14 protein-coding genes are annotated in these 15,922 nt (G+C 70.4%); 7 read left to right on the forward strand and 7 right to left on the reverse strand.

Features of this window, described 5'->3' with window-relative positions; translation table 11 throughout:
- Positions 1-6: 6 nt before the first annotated feature.
- Both ABD798_RS20620 and ABD798_RS20625 read right to left on the reverse strand, forming a co-directional pair.
- Positions 7-1,218: an HNH endonuclease signature motif containing protein gene (locus tag ABD798_RS20620; protein ID WP_344877217.1), complete on the reverse strand. Its 1,212-nt coding sequence runs from the start codon at positions 1,216-1,218 to the stop codon at positions 7-9.
- 762 nt (positions 1,219-1,980) lie between these two features.
- Complete coding sequence (locus tag ABD798_RS20625; RefSeq protein ID WP_344877219.1) at positions 1,981-2,934, reverse strand: LysR family transcriptional regulator; 954 nt, start codon at positions 2,932-2,934, stop codon at positions 1,981-1,983.
- Positions 2,935-3,060: 126 nt separating this feature from the next.
- Between ABD798_RS20625 and ABD798_RS20630 the strand changes: the two genes are divergently transcribed.
- Positions 3,061-5,349: a M20/M25/M40 family metallo-hydrolase gene (locus ABD798_RS20630; protein ID WP_344877418.1), complete on the forward strand. Its 2,289-nt coding sequence runs from the start codon at positions 3,061-3,063 to the stop codon at positions 5,347-5,349.
- A gap of 1 nt (position 5,350) precedes the next feature.
- On the opposite strand, the gene ABD798_RS20635 is transcribed toward ABD798_RS20630, so the two are convergent.
- The 4 genes from ABD798_RS20635 to ABD798_RS20650 form a co-directional block, all read right to left on the reverse strand.
- Entirely contained in the window at positions 5,351-6,205 is an 855-nt protein-coding gene (locus tag ABD798_RS20635) for an SDR family oxidoreductase (protein ID WP_344877221.1), read from the reverse strand.
- 271 nt (positions 6,206-6,476) lie between these two features.
- Positions 6,477-7,700 carry an NAD(P)/FAD-dependent oxidoreductase gene (locus ABD798_RS20640; protein ID WP_344877223.1) on the reverse strand — a complete coding sequence of 408 codons (1,224 nt, stop codon included), beginning with the start codon at positions 7,698-7,700 and terminating at the stop codon, positions 6,477-6,479.
- Between the two features lie 133 nt (positions 7,701-7,833).
- Positions 7,834-8,916, reverse strand: coding sequence for a LamG domain-containing protein (locus ABD798_RS20645; RefSeq protein WP_344877225.1), 1,083 nt, complete (start codon positions 8,914-8,916; stop codon positions 7,834-7,836).
- Between the two features lie 126 nt (positions 8,917-9,042).
- Positions 9,043-9,489, reverse strand: a complete 447-nt coding sequence (locus tag ABD798_RS20650; protein WP_344877227.1) for a hypothetical protein — start codon at positions 9,487-9,489, stop codon at positions 9,043-9,045.
- A 172-nt stretch (positions 9,490-9,661) separates the two neighbouring features.
- Between ABD798_RS20650 and ABD798_RS20655 the strand changes: the two genes are divergently transcribed.
- Genes ABD798_RS20655 through ABD798_RS20675 form a run of 5 tightly spaced genes read left to right on the forward strand, consistent with a single transcriptional unit; the run spans position 9,662 to position 14,139 of the window.
- Complete coding sequence (locus ABD798_RS20655; RefSeq protein WP_344877229.1) at positions 9,662-10,924, forward strand: sensor histidine kinase; 1,263 nt, start codon at positions 9,662-9,664, stop codon at positions 10,922-10,924.
- A complete protein-coding gene (locus ABD798_RS20660) occupies positions 10,921-11,568 on the forward strand; it encodes a response regulator (protein ID WP_344877231.1) in 648 nt (215 codons plus the stop codon). The genes ABD798_RS20655 and ABD798_RS20660 overlap by 4 nt, the downstream gene beginning before the upstream one ends.
- A 16-nt stretch (positions 11,569-11,584) precedes the next feature.
- A complete protein-coding gene (locus ABD798_RS20665; RefSeq protein WP_344877233.1) occupies positions 11,585-12,448 on the forward strand; it encodes a tetrahydrofolate dehydrogenase/cyclohydrolase catalytic domain-containing protein in 864 nt (287 codons plus the stop codon).
- Positions 12,449-12,502: 54 nt separating this feature from the next.
- Complete coding sequence (locus tag ABD798_RS20670; protein WP_344877235.1) at positions 12,503-12,829, forward strand: ArsR/SmtB family transcription factor; 327 nt, start codon at positions 12,503-12,505, stop codon at positions 12,827-12,829.
- Positions 12,830-12,840: 11 nt separating this feature from the next.
- Positions 12,841-14,139: an alpha/beta fold hydrolase gene (locus ABD798_RS20675; protein ID WP_344877237.1), complete on the forward strand. Its 1,299-nt coding sequence runs from the start codon at positions 12,841-12,843 to the stop codon at positions 14,137-14,139.
- Between the two features lie 310 nt (positions 14,140-14,449).
- Here the strand turns inward: ABD798_RS20675 and ABD798_RS20680 are convergent, their stop codons facing one another.
- Positions 14,450-15,394, reverse strand: coding sequence for a CHAD domain-containing protein (locus ABD798_RS20680; RefSeq protein ID WP_344877239.1), 945 nt, complete (start codon positions 15,392-15,394; stop codon positions 14,450-14,452).
- A 295-nt stretch (positions 15,395-15,689) separates the two neighbouring features.
- Here ABD798_RS20680 and ABD798_RS20685 point away from each other — a divergent pair.
- Positions 15,690-15,922, forward strand: a 233-nt coding sequence (locus tag ABD798_RS20685) for a hypothetical protein (protein WP_344877241.1), incomplete at its 3' end; no start/stop codon positions are given.

Consider the following 15,922-nt stretch of genomic DNA (forward strand, 5'->3'; position numbering starts at 1 on the left):
CCGCGTTCAGCCAAGCTTTTCGCCGACTCTGATGTTGCGCATCGGTGTCTGGTCGGGGTCGACCCACTTCGGTGGGGTGAAGGTCGGGATGCCGTCGTGGAAGGTGATCTTCCAGCCTTCGTCGTGCATCACGTGATGGTGATGCGAACACAACAGGACGAGGTTGTCGATCTTGGTGTCGCCTCCGTGGAGCCAGTGCACTACGTGATGGGCTTCCGTCCACGCCGGAGGCCGATCACAGCCGGGGAAGGCGCATCCTTTGTCCCGTACCGCCAACGCTTTGCGCATGGCTGGGGTCGCGGTGCGGTTGTTGCGTCCGACGTCGAGTGGTCTTCCTTCTCCGCCGAGGAGGACCGGGAGGATGTTGGCATCGCAGGCGATCTGTCGGACGAGGCGCGCGGTGATGGGGTCGCCCCACGCGGTGTAGCCGGTGCCGAGGCTGGCCATCAGATCGGCGTAGGAGATCGTGACGATCACCTGAGGACGTTCGCCCCCGTTGGTCGGCAACACCTTCGTCGCCAACGCCAAATCGATCACTTCCGCGAAAGCGTCGGCGTACCGCTGCTCGGTCGTGCGGTCATCGCCCGGACGCTTCTTGGCCAGGGCATGCATCAACGCTTGGATCTTCTGCCCCGTCAGCGTGTCAAAGCTCCCGATCAAGTGCAGGTGACCGTGTTCGTTGGTGCCCATCTTCACCGACCGCTGCGCCACACCTTCCTTCTCATCCCGATAAGTGCCTTCGGGGTCGCAGTGGGCCCGGGTCACCTTCGCCGCGTACATGAGCTGTCGGGGGTTGAGGCGGGGCGCGTGACGACACAGCTCCTTCTCCACCGCGCCCGCTTTCTTGGCAGGCACTTTCGCGACGGTGTCAGCGATGATCTGCGCATGCCGGGCACTGATCACCCCCGCATGCAACTTCTCCCTCGTCCTCTCCAACGAGGGCAGTTGTTTCACCAACCGACTGCGCCGGTTCGCGTCTTCGGGTGCGATCTTCACCGTGGCGCGCAACAACACCGCCAGATCCTTACACCCTTCCCGCGCAGGCAACCCCTGAGACTCCGCCTCAGCAGCGACCTCGATCGCCGAAGCAGTCACCAAATTCAAGATCGTCTCATGCTCACGCAAATGCTCCAGCAGCGCATCACCGGTCAACCGATACGCATCACGCTGACCCAGATGCACCTTCAGGGATTCGATCATTGCGTTGGTATCAAACAACTTTCTCCCCCTCGCTTCTCCTTTCTATTGTCTCAAATTCGAAGATCGAGATCCTGTCCCCAACGAGTGAATCACGTTGAGCCACAACAGCTTTGTTCGTCGACTCCGTCGACGCAACCACAGAACCCACTACCCGCAACGAAACCGCCGGTCGCCTGCGAAACCGGGTCGGCTTTACCTGGGGTGCGCGTGCCATACGCTTGCCCGCGTGGGCCGGTGATCCTTCACCGTGCCCGTCCGGCCCATGACGGCACGCGCAAGGGCCCCCAGGTCAAGCCGACCCCCACGCAGCAACCCACGCCCCGCGCACCCAACTCAACCTGGAAGCGCGACCGCACCCCGCTGGAAAGAGCTAAAGGCTCCAGCCGTTCCCGACCTGGAAGTCCAGCGGTACCCGGCTTGGAAGTCCAGCCGTTCCCGACCTGGAAGTCCAGCGGTACCCGGCTTGGAAGTCCAGCCGTTCCCGACCTGGAAGTCCAGCGGTACCCGGCTTGGAAGTCCAGCCGTTCCCGGCCAGGAAGTCCAGCCGTTCCCGGCTTGGAAGCCCAGCCGTACCCCATCGGGAAGTCCAGCGGTACCCGGCCTGGAAGCGCAGCCGTACCCGGCTGGAATGAGCTAAAGAAAAAACCCATCCCGCAACACAGCCACAAACCATCACCAACACAGCGGTTTGCGGCGGTTAACGATGATCAAGAGGTGGGTTCGCTGGTCTTGAAGACACCCAAACCCGCAGCCGCGAACCCGCGGCCGCAACCCAAGAGCTCAGCCGCGCAGGGCGCCGTGCTCGGCCAGCCACCGCTGGTACTCCGGGCTCCGGTCCACCGCCTCCTGGTACGCCGACCGCGCGGCGGCCAGGAGTCTCTCCGCCAACGGGGTCAGCGATCCGCTCCGGTTCCACACCAGCACGTGCCGCACTCGCATCGGCACGTCGACGAGCGGGCGCACGACCACTCCGGGGGTTTCGCGGAACGTGGCCTGGCCGATCGCGACCGCCTGGCCGGCCATCATCAGGTCGCGGGCGCCGGAGGCCTCGGTCTCGTGGCTGACCTTGGGGCGGAAGCCGGCGTTCTGGCAGGCGATGGCGAAGTACTCGCGGAAGCGGTCGCCGGGCGGGGGGATGACCCACTGCTCCTCGGCGAGGTCGGTCAGGGTCAGTTCGCGGAGCGCGGCGAGGGGGTGGGAGCTGGACAGCAGCGCGAAGCTGGGCTCGGTGGCGACGACGCGGCGTTCGACCTCGGGGCGGGGCGCGACCTCGTGGTCGGGGTACTCGAGCATCGCGGCGAGTTCGAGGCGGCCGGAGGCCACGAGGTCGACGAGGGTCGCCGAGGAGGTCTCGGTGCGCAGGGTGACCTCGGCGTCGGGGAGCAGTTCGCGGAGCCTGCCGAGCAGGCCGACCATCAGCGGCCCGGGTGCGGCGCCGTAGCGGAGCAGCCGCAGGTCCTGCTGCGCTCCGGCGCGGCGGATGGCGTCGGCCTGGAGCTGGTCGATGGCGGGCAGGACGGCGCGCGCCCTGGAGATGACGAAGGTGCCGAGGTCGGTGGGCACGGTGCCGTCGGGGCCGCGCAGGAACAGTTTGCCGCCGAGCAGGGTCTCGATCCGCTGGAGCTGCCCGGTGAGCGAGGGCTGGGAGAGTCCGAGGGAGGTCGCGGCCTTGGTCACGCTGCCCGCGTCCGCGATCGCGCAGATGACCCGCAGGTGCCGGATGTCGAGCTCCATAGGTTCACACTATGGGGTTGGGAAATGCCCGCCTAGCTCCTGAGGGGTGACGTGGCGGGGTGAGCTAGGTTCGTCGGGGGGAATCACCAGGAGCGCAGTGTCGACAAAAGCACAGGGGGCGTGATCATGCGGGCGGTGCACCGCTGGGTGGCAGCGGGTTGCCTCGTGCTGCTCGCCCTTCTGCTCGCGATGTCCCTCGCGGAGATCAGACCGCCCGCGCCGGTCCCGGCGAGCGCTCCGGCGACGGGCTTCTCCGCCGAGCGCGCCATGGCGCACCTGAAGGCGATCAGCGTCCGGCCGCGCCCGATCGGCTCGCAGGCCCACGCGGACGCGCGCGAGTACGTGTTGCGGCAGCTGCGTTCGCTGGGTCTCGACCCGACGGTGCAGCGCGCCACCGCCAACCGGCAGGCCGACTTCGGCGAGGTGCGCAACGTGTACGCGCGCATCCCGGGGCGGGCCAGCACGGGAACGGTGCTGCTGGTGGCGCACTACGACTCCACGTCGAAGGGGCCGGGCGCGGCGGATGACGGCGCGGGTGTCGCGGCGCTGCTCGAAGCCGCGCGCGCCGTGCTGAGCGGACCGAGGCCCCGCAACGACGTCGCGCTGCTGCTCACCGACGGCGAGGAAGCCGGATCGCTTGGCGCGCAAGCCTTTGTGAGCGCGAGCCTGCTCGATCCGCGTGCGACGGCGGTGCTCAGCTTCGACGCGATGGGCTCGGGCGGACCGTCCACGGTGGTCGATGCGGGCAGGTCGAGCGCGTGGCTGCTGCCCTCGCTGTCCACAGTGGACAAGCCGTCGGCGTGGTCGTTCGCCGGGGCGCTGCGCCGGATCGTGCCGGACGACTCGGACTTCGCGGTGTTCCGCAAGGCGGGCTTCGCCGGGCTGAGCTTCGCGTTCACCGAGGTCGCCGCGCGCAACCACACCGGAGCCGACACCGTCGCGGCGGTGGACCCCGGCAGCGTCCAGGACCACGGCGACAAGGCGCTCGCGCTCGCGAAGTCGGTGGGGGAGCGCGATTTCGCCGAGGCCGCGCGCGGGAACGCGACCTACTTCACCGCGTTCGGCGTGCTGCTGAGCTACCCGAACTGGGTGGTGGTCCCGCTCGCGATCGCCGCCGCGCTGCTGTTCTGCGCGGTCGGCTGGATCGCGGTGCGGCGCAGGGGCGCGCGGTTGCGGGCGATCGGCCTGGCGGCGGGCACCTTCATCCTGCCGATCGCCGTCACGAACATGCTGGCGCACGTGGCCTCGTGGCTGCTGAACGTGCTCCGCCCGGACTACGCCCACAACGTGACCTACCGGTCGGAGTTCTACGAAGCCGGGTTGCTCGTGCTGAGCGCGCTGATCACGGTGTCCTGGTACCGCGCGGCGCGGCGGCGCTGGACGACCGAGGAGACCGTGCTCGGCGTGTGGGCGTGGTTCGCGGTGCTGGCGGTGGTGTTCGCCTTCGTGCTCAAGGGCGCCGCGTACGTGACCACGCTCCCGTTGCTGCTGGGCGGTGTCGCGGCGCTCGTGGCCCTCCGGTGGGGCGGCGAAGATCCGTTCTGGCCGAGGCTGGCGTTCGCGGCGGCGGCGCTGCTCGCGGTGCCGTTGATGACGCCGCTGGTCGACTTCACCTGGCGCGGGCTGTCCTTCGCCGGGCCGCCGCTGGTGGCGGCGATCATGGTGGTCGCGCTGGCGCTGCCGCTGCTCGACATCCTGGAACCCAAGCGCCCCAAGCTGATCGCGACCGCAGCGGTGATCGCGGCCGTCGCGCTGTTCGTCGCCGGAGTGGTCGTCGACCGCTTCGACCGCGACCACCCGCACCAGACGAGCCTGCTGTACGTGATGGAAGCCGACATCGGCAAGGCGTTCTGGATCAGCTACGACCGGCACCCGTCGCCGTGGACGAGCCGCTACCTCACCGGCACCGACGACCCCGAGCTGGAATCGCTCGAACAGGACGCGAACCCCGGCTCGCAGGCCGACTACGACGGCGGAGCCGCTTCGCTGGCCGCAGTGCCCGCGCCGCGCGCCACGGTGCTGCGGGTCTCGCGGGAGCAGGACACGACCGTGCTCCAGTTGCGCGTGGATGCCGTTGGCGCGCAACGAGTTTCGGTGTACGCGGACACGACGGCGCACACGGTCGTCGACGCCGCGGTGCAGAACGTCCGGCTCGGCAAGCTCACCAAGGGCTTGCTCGCGCGGGAGCCGTGGAGCTGGGGCTTCGGCTTCACCGCCGTGCCGCCGGAGGGCCTTGAAGTGGAGCTTCGAGTGCGCGGTACCGGGCCGTTGCCGCTGCGCCTGGTGAGCCACCGCTACGGCCTGCCGAACGTCGCGGAGTTCCGCCCGATGCCGGAGGACCTGGTGCTGTCCTCGCGGCCGGGCGGGGAAACCGTGGTGTCGCGGACGCAGCGGGTGGACCTGGCCGCGCGCTGAGCTACCCGACGCCCTCCGCCAGGTTCACGCCCTTGAGGTAGGAGTCCCACCACAGGCTCGACGGACGCCCGTTGAGGTCGGTGAACCCGTAGTCCTCGGCCAGTTCCACCACCGTGCGGACGGTGCCCGTGTGCCGGGAAGGATCGGGGTCGGCGGCCAGGGCGGCGACCGCGCGCCCGATGAACTCCGGACTCTCGGTCAGCCGCGCCAGCTCTTCGGGGAGCGCCTCGCGCATCGACTCGGTGAGCATCCAGCCCGGCGACACCGCGAGCGCGGTCACCCCGTACGGCGCGAAGTCCGCCGCCAACCCCACCGGAACGCGGTTGATCGCGGTCTTCACCACGTCGTAGTAGAGGTTCTGGTTCTTGCCGTAGTCGTCGGAGACCGCCCACGTGGTCAGCGCGACCAGCCCACCGCGCGTCTCGGTCAGCAGCGGCGCGCCGAACTGCACAGCCAGCATGTGCGCGCGCAGACCCGCGTCCAGCATCAGGTCGAGGTGCGCGGGCTCCAGCTCCCAGAACTTCTGCGTCAGCACGCGCTTCTCGTAGCCTCCCCACGCGTTGGACGCGAGGACGTCCAGTCGCCCGGACTCGGAGCGGACCCGCTCGAACAACGCTGTGACCTGCTCGTCGTCGGTGTGGTCGCAGCGCACCGCGATGCCCTTGCCGCCGCGCGCGGTGACTTCCTCCGCCGCGTCCTCGATGGTCTCCGGCCGACCCGTCGGGCTGCCGCCGTCCCTGCTGGAGCGCCCGGTCACGTACACCGTCGCGCCCCGCTCGCCGAGCACGGCGGCGATCCCGCGTCCCGCGCCCCTGCTCGCTCCGGTCACCACGGCGATCTTGCCGTCCAGCCGCATGTCGTCTTCCCGTCGTCGTCGCGTCGTTGACGACGATGGTCGCGCCGAAACCTGACAGCGCGCGTCAGTGTTCCGGCGCGAGATCGTGCCTACTCCCCGCAGGAACCGTCGATGCCGCCGATGACGGTGGCGGCGGTCGCGGTGCGAAGGACGGTCATGCGTCTCTCCCGAACTGGACGGATCGGACAACTCGACACTCCGGCCGTGGAGAGTCCTCCCGCACCCCGTTCGGGCTCACCCGGACACGTCCGGTCAGTCCCGTACGCCCAGCTCAGACGGTTGCCGGGCGCAGTGACGGGCGGCAGAGCGCGAACGGGGCGAGCTCGGCGGGCGCCCAGCCGGAGGGCACCGCGATGGCCAGCGCGCGGGAGAGCGCCATGGCCAACGGCAGGCCGTTGAGATCGAAGCCACTGCCCGCCCAGACGTTCTCGTCGACGCGGTGCACGACGGGCAGCCGGTCGGCGGTCCGCGCGACCGGAGCGGCCCTGCGCTGCGTCGCCCGGAACTGGCCGATCGCCGGGAACAGCCTGGGCAGCGCCCGCGTGAGCGCCGCGTGCACGGCGTCCTCCGGCTTGCGGTCGAGCGGGCCGGAGTTGCCCGCTCGCACGGAGACCGCGGGCCCGTAGCCGCCCAGGATCACCCTGCCGTCCTTGGTCTGCTGCCAGTAGGTGCCGTTGGCGCCGACGGTGGCCGACATGCCGGTGCTGAAGATGGCGGGCAGCGCTTCCGTGGCGAGCACCTGCGCCTGGCTCGCGGTGATCACCCGGTCCAGGTCGGGCACCAGGCGCCCGCTCCACGCGTTGACCGCCACGATCGCCGCGTCCGAGCGCACCAGACCCCGCGTGGTCATCACGCGCACGCCCTTGGCCGCCTGCTTCACGTCGATCACCGCGGTCCCCGTGTGCACGGTGGCCCCGAGGTCCATCGCCGCCTTGAGCAGCGCGAGCACCAGCAGCGTCGGGTCGAGCGCACCTCCTGGCAGCAGCAGGCCGCAGCGCACGTCTGCGGCGAGCGGCGTGGTGACCGCCGCGCGCAGGTCGCGCGGGCTGAGCCACTCGGTCGTGACGCCGTCGGCCCGCAGCGCCCGCGCGCGCGTGGCCAGAGCGGCCGTCCGCTCCTCGCCGACGGCGAGCTGGATGTGGCCTTCGGTGTTGACCGGGCAGTCCACCTCGCCGTTCTCGGTGGCCTTGCGGAGCAGCGTGAAGCCCTTCTCGGCGATCCGCAGCACCTGTCGCGCGGTGCGCTGGCCCAGCCGCTCGGCCGCCCGCTCGTAGGGCTCTGGCGTGGTGGGCACGACCAGACCGGCGCCGCTGCCGCTGGCCCCGCCCGCGAGGCTGCCCGCTTCGATGACCGAGACGCGCCTGCCGGAGCTGGCCAGCCAGTAGGCGCAGGCCGCTCCGAAGAGACCGCCGCCGACCACGGTGATCTCCGTGCTCGCCGGTGGGGCGTCGGTGGTCGGCGCGGTCAGGGGCGGCCGGTGCCCGGGTCCTGACACGAGTGTTCCCTTCGGTGGAGCTTCTGGGGCAGGGGACGAACCTCTTCGGCGCGGCCGGTGTCCGGCAACAACTCCTTCGCGTCCCGGACGGACTTGGACGCGAGGACAAGGGTTTTTCCTGCTGGACTGATGGTCAGCCGGAAATCTTCGCGTCGGCGAGCGCGCTCAGCTCAGAACGCCCGATCGGCCGGTCGAAGAGCCGCACGTCGCGGATCGAGCCGCGCCAGCCCGAGTTGTGCCGTCCCCTGTAGACGGCGCGGCCGATGTCGAAGGCACCTGTCGCCCCGCGGAGGCCGCCGGGCAGTTCACTGGAGCCGACCGCGGCTCCGTCGACGTAGAGGATCAGGATCAGCTTGCGCGCGGCCGCGCTGTAGACGCCGCCGATGTGCGTCCACCTGTTCCGGCGCGGCGCCGTACCGGACAGCGCAGCGCTGATCACGTCGCCGTCGTCGGTGTGCGGTGCGGCGAAGGACCACGCGTCGGCGTCGCCGTTGTAACCGAGAAGGAACGAGTCGAACGCGCCGCCCCGCGCGCTGACCGCCGTCGCCCAGTCGCCGGTCGCCGCGAGCCGCACCCACGCGGTCACGCTGAAACCCTTCTCGGGAGCGAGAATGCGGTGGTCGGTCGAAACGCGCCCGCTGCCGTCGAACTCCGCGCCAGCCGGTGTCAGTGCGACGCCTCCGCTCAGCTGCGCAGCTGTCCCTCCGGCGGAGTCGGAAGCTGAGGTCCCAGAACAGTCGTCTAGCTTCCACACGGCCACGGGCTTGGCGTGCACGGGAGCGGTTTGCGTACCTGGCAACACAGACAGGCACAGCAGCGCGAGCGCGACTCGGACCGAGCGCCGGAGCCACCACGGGGCACGCGATTCCCGCTCGACGACGACCGGCGGCGATGGTGTGTGCGCCGCGGCGCCGAGCGCGCGCCACGCCGCCGTCCACGCCGAGAGTGCCGACTCGTCGTGCTCACTCGCGCGAAGGCAAGCGAGCACGAACGCCTCGACGAACTCCAGCCGGGGCGGCCTTGTCAGGCGTTTCCCGGTCAGGATGTCGGAGACGGTCGCTGGCGGAAGCGCGTCGGAGGGCCCAGCGAGCACGCGCAGCCTGCGCAGCGACGGTGTGCCTGCCCAGCCGCGCAGTTCGTTGAGCTTGGCGATCAGCTCCGCGTTGCCGGAGATCCCGGTCGGGTCCGGCGGCGCGTCGAAGAGACCTTTGGTCACAGCACCTCCTGCGCGATCCCGGTGTGAATGGGCGCGGGAATCGGATTCAGATGCCGCAACGGTAGCATTCTACTGCTTTAAAGAATCGATATGGTCAAATTCAAAGATGTGCGGTAAAGGCGTTCGCTAATGCGTCCGTGAAAGGATCGCGGAGCCGCTGAGCAGCGCCGACCACAGCAGGAAGATCGGCGAATACACAGCGAGGGCCATGGTCGCGGCCGTGTCCATCGGGGCGACGGCATCGCGGAGCGGATGCAGCAGCAACAAGCCTGCGATCCCGCGCGCCGCCAACGCCGCGACGGCGATCCACGTCGGAATCAGCAATGCGCGCCGAAATCGCGATCGCAGGAGCCCGATCGGCAGAGCGGCTATCGCCAGCGCCGCGAGCACAAGGGTCGGCGGCGGGAGCAGGGAATCGCTGAGAAGTCGTTCGCCGACGCCGACCGAGTCCAGCAGAGCCTGTCCGCCGAGCGCCCAGTACGCCCTCATCCCGGCGTAGAGGAGGGCGAGCGCGGCCGCTCCACGGCTCGCCATGATCGCGAGTGGGCCGCGCAGGTCCGGCTTGCCCGTCACGCCGCTCCTCCCGCTCTTCCCGCTTTGATCGGCCTGGACACCCCCAGCGCCCAGGCCGATCACCCGGAGCCAGCATGTCCAGCGCGCGCTCGCAGCGACTCCCACCGAGGCATGAGGCGCCTCCCTCTCGCGGGGGAGATGGATGTCTGTGCGGTCTGCGACCATTCGTGCCGTGACCGGTGATCCGCTCGCGGGATCGAGCATCAGCGCTGCTCTTCGTCGTGCGCTGGGGCCGCTGGTCAGCCGCTTCACCTTCCGCTCGTGGATCTTGCTGCTGCCCGGTGGGGCGCTGCTGCTGTCCTTCATCGGCCTGGACGCCGGGATCGGCACGGTGGTCGGCGGGTGGTTCCCGTGGCCGCCCGCGCAGGTGGTGATCATGGTGCTGGCGCTGGTGGTGCCGCCGGTGGTCACCGGCTTCATCCCGGCCGTGCGCATGGTGGAGATCGTCGCCGTGCGCGCGCTGCTGGGCGTGCCGCTGCCGGACTACTCCGCCGAGGACGGGCGCTCGTGGCGGACTCGGTGGCGCACGGCGGCCTGGTTCCTGCTGCACATGGTCGGCGGCGGGGTCGTCGCGGTGATCACGCTGCTCGCGCCGACCTTCGGCATCGCGTTGTTCATCTCCCCGGTCGTTCCCGCGCAGCGCATCGAGTTCGCTGCCCAAGGTGTCATCGAGTTCGCCAGCGGCGTCGAGGCGCTGTGGGGCGTGCCCCTCGGCCTGGCGCTGTTCGCCGCGTCGCTGTACGTGATCTTCTGGCTCGGCGTGCTGATGCGGAACCTCGCGCCGGTGCTGCTGGGGCCGTCGCCGGAGGAGCGCATCGCGAGCCTGGAACGGCGCACCGAGCAGCTTGCCGAGCGCAACCGGCTCGCGCGCGAACTGCACGACTCGGTCGGGCACGCGCTCACCGTCACCACGGTGCAGGCGGGCGCGGCCCGGCTGGTGCTCGACAGCGATCCGGAGTTCGTGCGCGCGGCGCTGCTGGCGATCGAGGAGGCCGGGCGGACCGCGCTGGAGGACCTCGATCACGTGCTCGGCCTGCTGCGCGAGGAGCGCGCGGCGGGCACGACACCGCAGCGAACGCTCGCGGACATCCGTTCACTGCTGGACAAACCACGCGTCAGCGCCGAGCTGACCGGAGACCTGGAACGGGTTCGCCCAGCGGTCTCGCGGGAGGCTTACCGGATCGTGCAGGAGTGCCTCACCAACGCGCTGCGGCACGCCGGCGAAGTGGAGGTCCGGGTGCGGATCGCCGTGCTGGAGCGGGTTCTGGAGCTGGAAGTCGCGAATCCGGCGCGCGCGACGAAGGCGTCGGGGCGCGGTGGCAGGGGACTGACCGGCATGCGGGAGCGGGTGACCGTGCTCGGCGGCGAGTTCGCCGCAGGAGCGGACGACGGACAGTGGCGGGTCGTGGTGACCCTCCCGATGGGGGACAGATGACAACGACGATCGTGCTCGTCGACGACGAGGACCTGATCCGCACGGGGCTGCGCGCGATCCTGAGCGCCGAGCCCGATTTCGAGGTCGTCGGCGAGGCCGCTGACGGCGCCGAAGTGGTGCCGCTGGTGCGCTCGCTGCGGCCCGACGTGGTGCTCATGGACGTGCGCATGCCCGCTGTCGACGGCATCCAGGCGACCCGTCACCTGCTGTCGACCATGGCCGAGCCGCCGAAGATCCTCGTGGTCACCACGTTCGAGAACGACGACTACGTCTACGACGCCCTGCGCGCGGGCGCGAGCGGCTTCCTGCTCAAGCGGGCCCGCCCGGCCGAGATCGTGCAGGCCGTGCGCACGGTGGCCAGCGGCGACTCACTGCTGTTCCCCGGAGCGATTCGCGAGCTGGCGCAGCGTCACGCTGGGGACGAGCGGGACGCGCTCTCCAGCGCCCAGCTGACCGAGCGCGAGGCCGAGGTGCTTCGGCTGGTGGCGAAGGGTCTGACGAACGCGGAGATCGCCGCCGAGCTCGTCGTCAGCGTGGAGACGGTGAAAACGCACGTCGGCAACGTGCTCGGCAAGCTGGGCGCCCGCGACCGCACGCAAGCGGTGATCATCGCCTACGAAAGCGGATTCGTGGGCACGCGCTGACCTAGCATCCATGCCCATGCACGCACTCCGGGAGATCGACGGCTCGCCGCTGGCCGAGGCGCTGTACGCGGAGGTGGCCGACACCGTCGCCGCCCTTCCGGCGCGGCCCCAGCTCGTCGCGCTGATCCCGGAGGAGGACCCCGTCGGCGCGCTGCACGGCGAACAGCTCAGCTGGGACGGCGCCGAGCTGGGCATCGACGTCGTGCTCCGCGTGCTCCCGGTGGACGCGCCCGCCGCCGACCTCGCCGCCGTGCTCGACGAGCTCTCCGCCGACCCCGGAGTGCACGGGGTGAGCGTCGCCGAGAGCTTCCTCGGCGAGGAAGGGCTGCGCGAGCGGATCGCTCCGGCGAAGGACGTCGAGGGCGCCAACCCGCTCTCCGTCGGCAGGATCGCGCACGGCCTGTCCGCGTTCTCGCCCGTGGCCGCCGTAGCAGTCGTGGAACTCCTGCGGCACGCCGGCATCGCGCTCTCCGGGCAGCGGATCGTGGTAGTGGGCAAGGGAAAGCCCGTCGAGCTGGCGCTGCTGTCCCACCTGCGGGCCGCCGCCGTCACCCTGGTTTCCGGCCGCGATCCCGGTCTCGCGGACATCACGGCTTCGGCGGACGTGCTGGTGTCCGTGGTGGGGCGGGGCGGGTTGATCACCCCGAAGCACGTGAAGCAGGGGGCGACCGTGGTCAGCGTGGGGCTCGACCACACCGCCGAGGGCTCCGGCGGTGAGTTCGGCGGACTGCTCCCCGGCGCGGTCGGCGACGCCGAGGCCAAGGAGCTCGCGGAGGTCGCGGGCACGTTCATCGCCTCGCTCACCGTCGGCGCGCTCCTGCCGACGCTCGTGCTCCGCCACGTTGCCCAGGCAGCACTCCGCTCCTCCCCGCGCCCGTAGATCCGCCTCTCGTATGTACTTGCGTGTATATATGGCTGTGCGTATATTCAGGGTATGAGCTCCACGGTGCAGCAGCGGATGGCGGCGATCTCGGAGCCGAACCGGTTCCGGATCGTCGAGGTGCTGAAGGACGGGCCGCAGCCGGTCGGCGGCATCGTCGACGCGCTCGGCATGGGGCAGCCACAGGTGTCCCGGCACCTGCGGCTGCTCGCGGAGGCGGGCGTGGTCGAGGCGACCAAGCGGGCCCAGCAGCGGATCTACCAGCTGCGCCCCGATGCGATGCACGTGATCAGCGACTGGGCGCAGGGCTTCGCGGCGCTGTGGGAGCGGCGGATGGACCGCCTCGGCTCGTTCCTCGACGACGACCGCGCACCCGAGTGAGGAGAGCGATCGTGCCCGACGGCATCGTGATCGACAGGACGAACAACGTCGTCCACATCAGCCGCACCTACGCCGCCGGTGTCGACCGCGCTTGGTGGGCGTGGACCGACCCGGAGGCGATCAGTCGCTGGTGGGGGCCGCAGGGGTGGGCGGCGACCGTGTACGAGATGGACGTTCGCCCCGGCGGTCGCTGGCGGTTCCAGATCGCGCCGGTGGACGGCTCGGCGGCAGCGGTCCGCTGTGTCGCCACCTACAACGCGGTCCTTCCGCGTGCCGAACTGGCTTACGACGACGCGTTCGCCGACGAGGCGTGGCAGCCCGGCGACACCTTTCCCACCACGGTCACCTTCACCGCTGTTGGAACCGGCTGCACCGTCGAGGTCGCGGCGAGCTTCCCCGACAGCGCGGCGTTGCAACGGGCCGTCGAGTTGCAGATGGCCGGTGGCTACGCCGAGGCGCTCGACCGGCTCGGCAGCTTGTTGGACGATCCCACTGAAGGAGAAGCGACCATGCTCACCATCACCTCGGCCGACGGCACCACGATCGCTTACGAGCAGAGCGGCTCAGGCCCGGCGATCATCGTGGTCAGCAACGTCGCGGGGGACCACACCAGCGTCGCGGGCCTGGTCACGGCATTGGCCAAGGACTTCACCGTGATCACCTTCGACCGTCGCGGCCGAGGTGCCAGCGGCGACCCGCAGCCCTACGACCCCGCGCGGGAGATCGACGACATCTCGGCACTGATCGACGTCCTCGGCGGTTCCGCCGCCCTGACCGGCGGGTCCGGCGCGTGCGGGCTAGCACTGGACGCGGCCAGCGCGCTGGGCGGCAAGGTCAGCGGCCTCTACCTCTACGAGCCCCCGTTCATCGTCGACGACTCCCGGCCACCGGTCCCCGCCGACTCCGTCGAGCACCTGGAGGCGCTGGTCGCGGCCGGTAAGCGCAGTGAGGCCAACGAGTACTTCATGACCGAGGTGGTCGGTGTCCCCGCCGAGTACATCCCGATGATGAAGGCGGACCCGTCCTGGGCGGAGATGGCCGCCTACGCCCACACCTACGCCTACGACGGCCGGATCTGGCGCGGTCTCCAGGACGGCGCACCGCTGCCCACCGACCGCTGGAGCATCGACGCGCCGATCGCCGTCTCCGTCGGCGGCAACAGTGAGGCGTTCATGCGCACCGGCGCCGCCGCCCTGGCCGCGATCCTGCCGAACGTCACCGTGCTAACCCTGGCCGACCACGACCACGGCGCCTTCTGGGCCGCTCCCGACCCCGTCGCCGACCAGATCCGCACGTTCCTCCTACCCTGACCTCCTTCACCGACCGCTTCGGCTGACCCGCCTCCGCTGACCGCCTCGGTGAGGCTCGGCGAGGCACTCCGTGCTCCCTGAATGACTCATTGAGGACGCTCAAGTACCTGAATGACTCATTCAGGCCGCTGAAGTACCTCAATGAGTCATTCAGCGCGCTCAACCACATGAACGGGTCATTGGCGCGCGTGGTCGGAGCCCTGAACGACCCGTTTGGTGCGTTGAGCGCGCTGAACGGGTCGTTTGGTGCACTGGGAGCCCTGAACGGGTCGTTTGGTGCGGTGGAGTACCTGAAGGGGTCGTTCGGGGCTTAAGGGTGGGCGCGAGTGGGGGTGAGCCACTGGCGGTGTTTGGGGCGGGTGCGTTGGCGCCACTCGCCGGGGAGGCCGTGTTCGACGTCGTGGGCGCGGTGCTCCTCCCGGGCGTAGAGCAGGCCGTAGGTGAAGGCGCTCTCGCCGTGCTGCTCGGCCTCGTCGGAGAGGGCGCGCAGCAGGCGGCGGCACACGACGCTGTCCTGGTGCACGCCGAGGAAGCGCTGGAGGTCGCGCATCTGCTTGCCGAAGCGGACGGCGGGGCGACCGCACACCTGGGCGGCGGCCATGGAGGCGTCCCACACGCACTTGGCGGCCTTGCGCACGTCGTGCAGGGCCTCGTCGCGCTCGGGGCCGGGGTGCCGGTACTCGGCGACGGCGGCCATCCGGGACTCCAGGCGGCGGTAGGAGCGGGCGACCTCGCCGGGCAGCGCGGCGGCGGCGGAGAGGGACGCGTCGGGGGAGGAGTGCTCGAAGATCCGTTCCATCGCCACGTGCAGCGCGGCCTGCCGCGAACTGTCCAAAGTGGACACAACGCGCTCGTGCAGCTCGATGCGCCGCCCGGAGAAGAACGTGTCGGCGCGCGCGGCGACGGGGCCGCGAACGAGGTCGCTCGGCACGAGCGCGATCTGGCCGTTGAGCCTGGCCTGCACCATCTCCAGGTCCCGCGCGTCGCCGAGCATGGTGTTGAACCAGCACAGCTCGGCGACGACGAACCGCGCGTGCTCGGCGTCGAGGAAGCGGGGGAAGGCCTCCAGGCCGCTGCGCAGCCTGCGCACGCCCACCCGCAGTCTGCGCAGCGCGTCGGGCTCGCGGTGCCGGACCCGGCCCTCCTGGAACAGCACGACGTCCACCTGCTCGCGGAGGTAGGCGCCGACCACGTCCCCGGCCCGTCGGTCCACCAGTGTCCGGACAGCGGAGTCGGAGTCCTTGTTCGCGGTCATGGGTGCTGCTTACCACCGAACGGCGGAGTCAAGCGCGGCGCCCCGGGCGTGGGGGGTGAGTGCCGCACAGCACGCGGTAAGCGCACTAACTCGAATGGGTGATCTTTGTCAGGGGCGCACCGTTGTGCCTGGCAGGGACGTCGTCGCTCTCCGTCCTCCGGTTGACTCCCCTGGCGCGGTCCACCCAGTCCTGTCAAGATCCACTTGGTCGGACTGGACTGCTCTCGCGACTCCACTCCGCGCCCCGCTCCTCACGGGAGCGAACAGGATGAGTCGAACGAGAAACCAGGTCCACGTGAGCCGACACGCCGCAGCCGCCGTGCTGGACGACACCGCCTTCGCCGCCGCGCCCCAACCGGCGCGGTCCAGCCAGGTCAGGCGCTCCCCTCGGAGAAGGTCCGTCCCGGTGAGCCCCGGTCGTGTCCGCCTCGCCGTCGTGCCGGAGCCGGTCTCCGTCGCCCCGGTCACCCCGCCCGCCCCGCACCGCCCGGTGCTGCGCAGGGCGGCCCGCGCCGCGCGGTCGCTGCT

This window comes from Allokutzneria multivorans, assembly GCF_039537405.1.
Classification (GTDB): Bacteria; Actinomycetota; Actinomycetes; order Mycobacteriales; family Pseudonocardiaceae; genus Allokutzneria; species Allokutzneria multivorans.

What these genes read in the sequence shown, in the direction of transcription:
- ABD798_RS20625 (WP_344877219.1), bottom strand. Translation starts at nt 2,934, where the DNA reads ATGGAGCTCGACATCCGGCACCTGCGGGTCATCTGCGCGATCGCGGAC.
- ABD798_RS20630 (WP_344877418.1), top strand. Translation starts at nt 3,061, where the DNA reads ATGCGGGCGGTGCACCGCTGGGTGGCAGCGGGTTGCCTCGTGCTGCTC.
- ABD798_RS20635 (WP_344877221.1), bottom strand. Translation starts at nt 6,205, where the DNA reads ATGCGGCTGGACGGCAAGATCGCCGTGGTGACCGGAGCGAGCAGGGGC.
- ABD798_RS20660 (WP_344877231.1), top strand. Translation starts at nt 10,921, where the DNA reads ATGACAACGACGATCGTGCTCGTCGACGACGAGGACCTGATCCGCACG.
- ABD798_RS20665 (WP_344877233.1), top strand. Translation starts at nt 11,585, where the DNA reads ATGCACGCACTCCGGGAGATCGACGGCTCGCCGCTGGCCGAGGCGCTG.
- ABD798_RS20670 (WP_344877235.1), top strand. Translation starts at nt 12,503, where the DNA reads ATGAGCTCCACGGTGCAGCAGCGGATGGCGGCGATCTCGGAGCCGAAC.
- ABD798_RS20680 (WP_344877239.1), bottom strand. Translation starts at nt 15,394, where the DNA reads ATGACCGCGAACAAGGACTCCGACTCCGCTGTCCGGACACTGGTGGAC.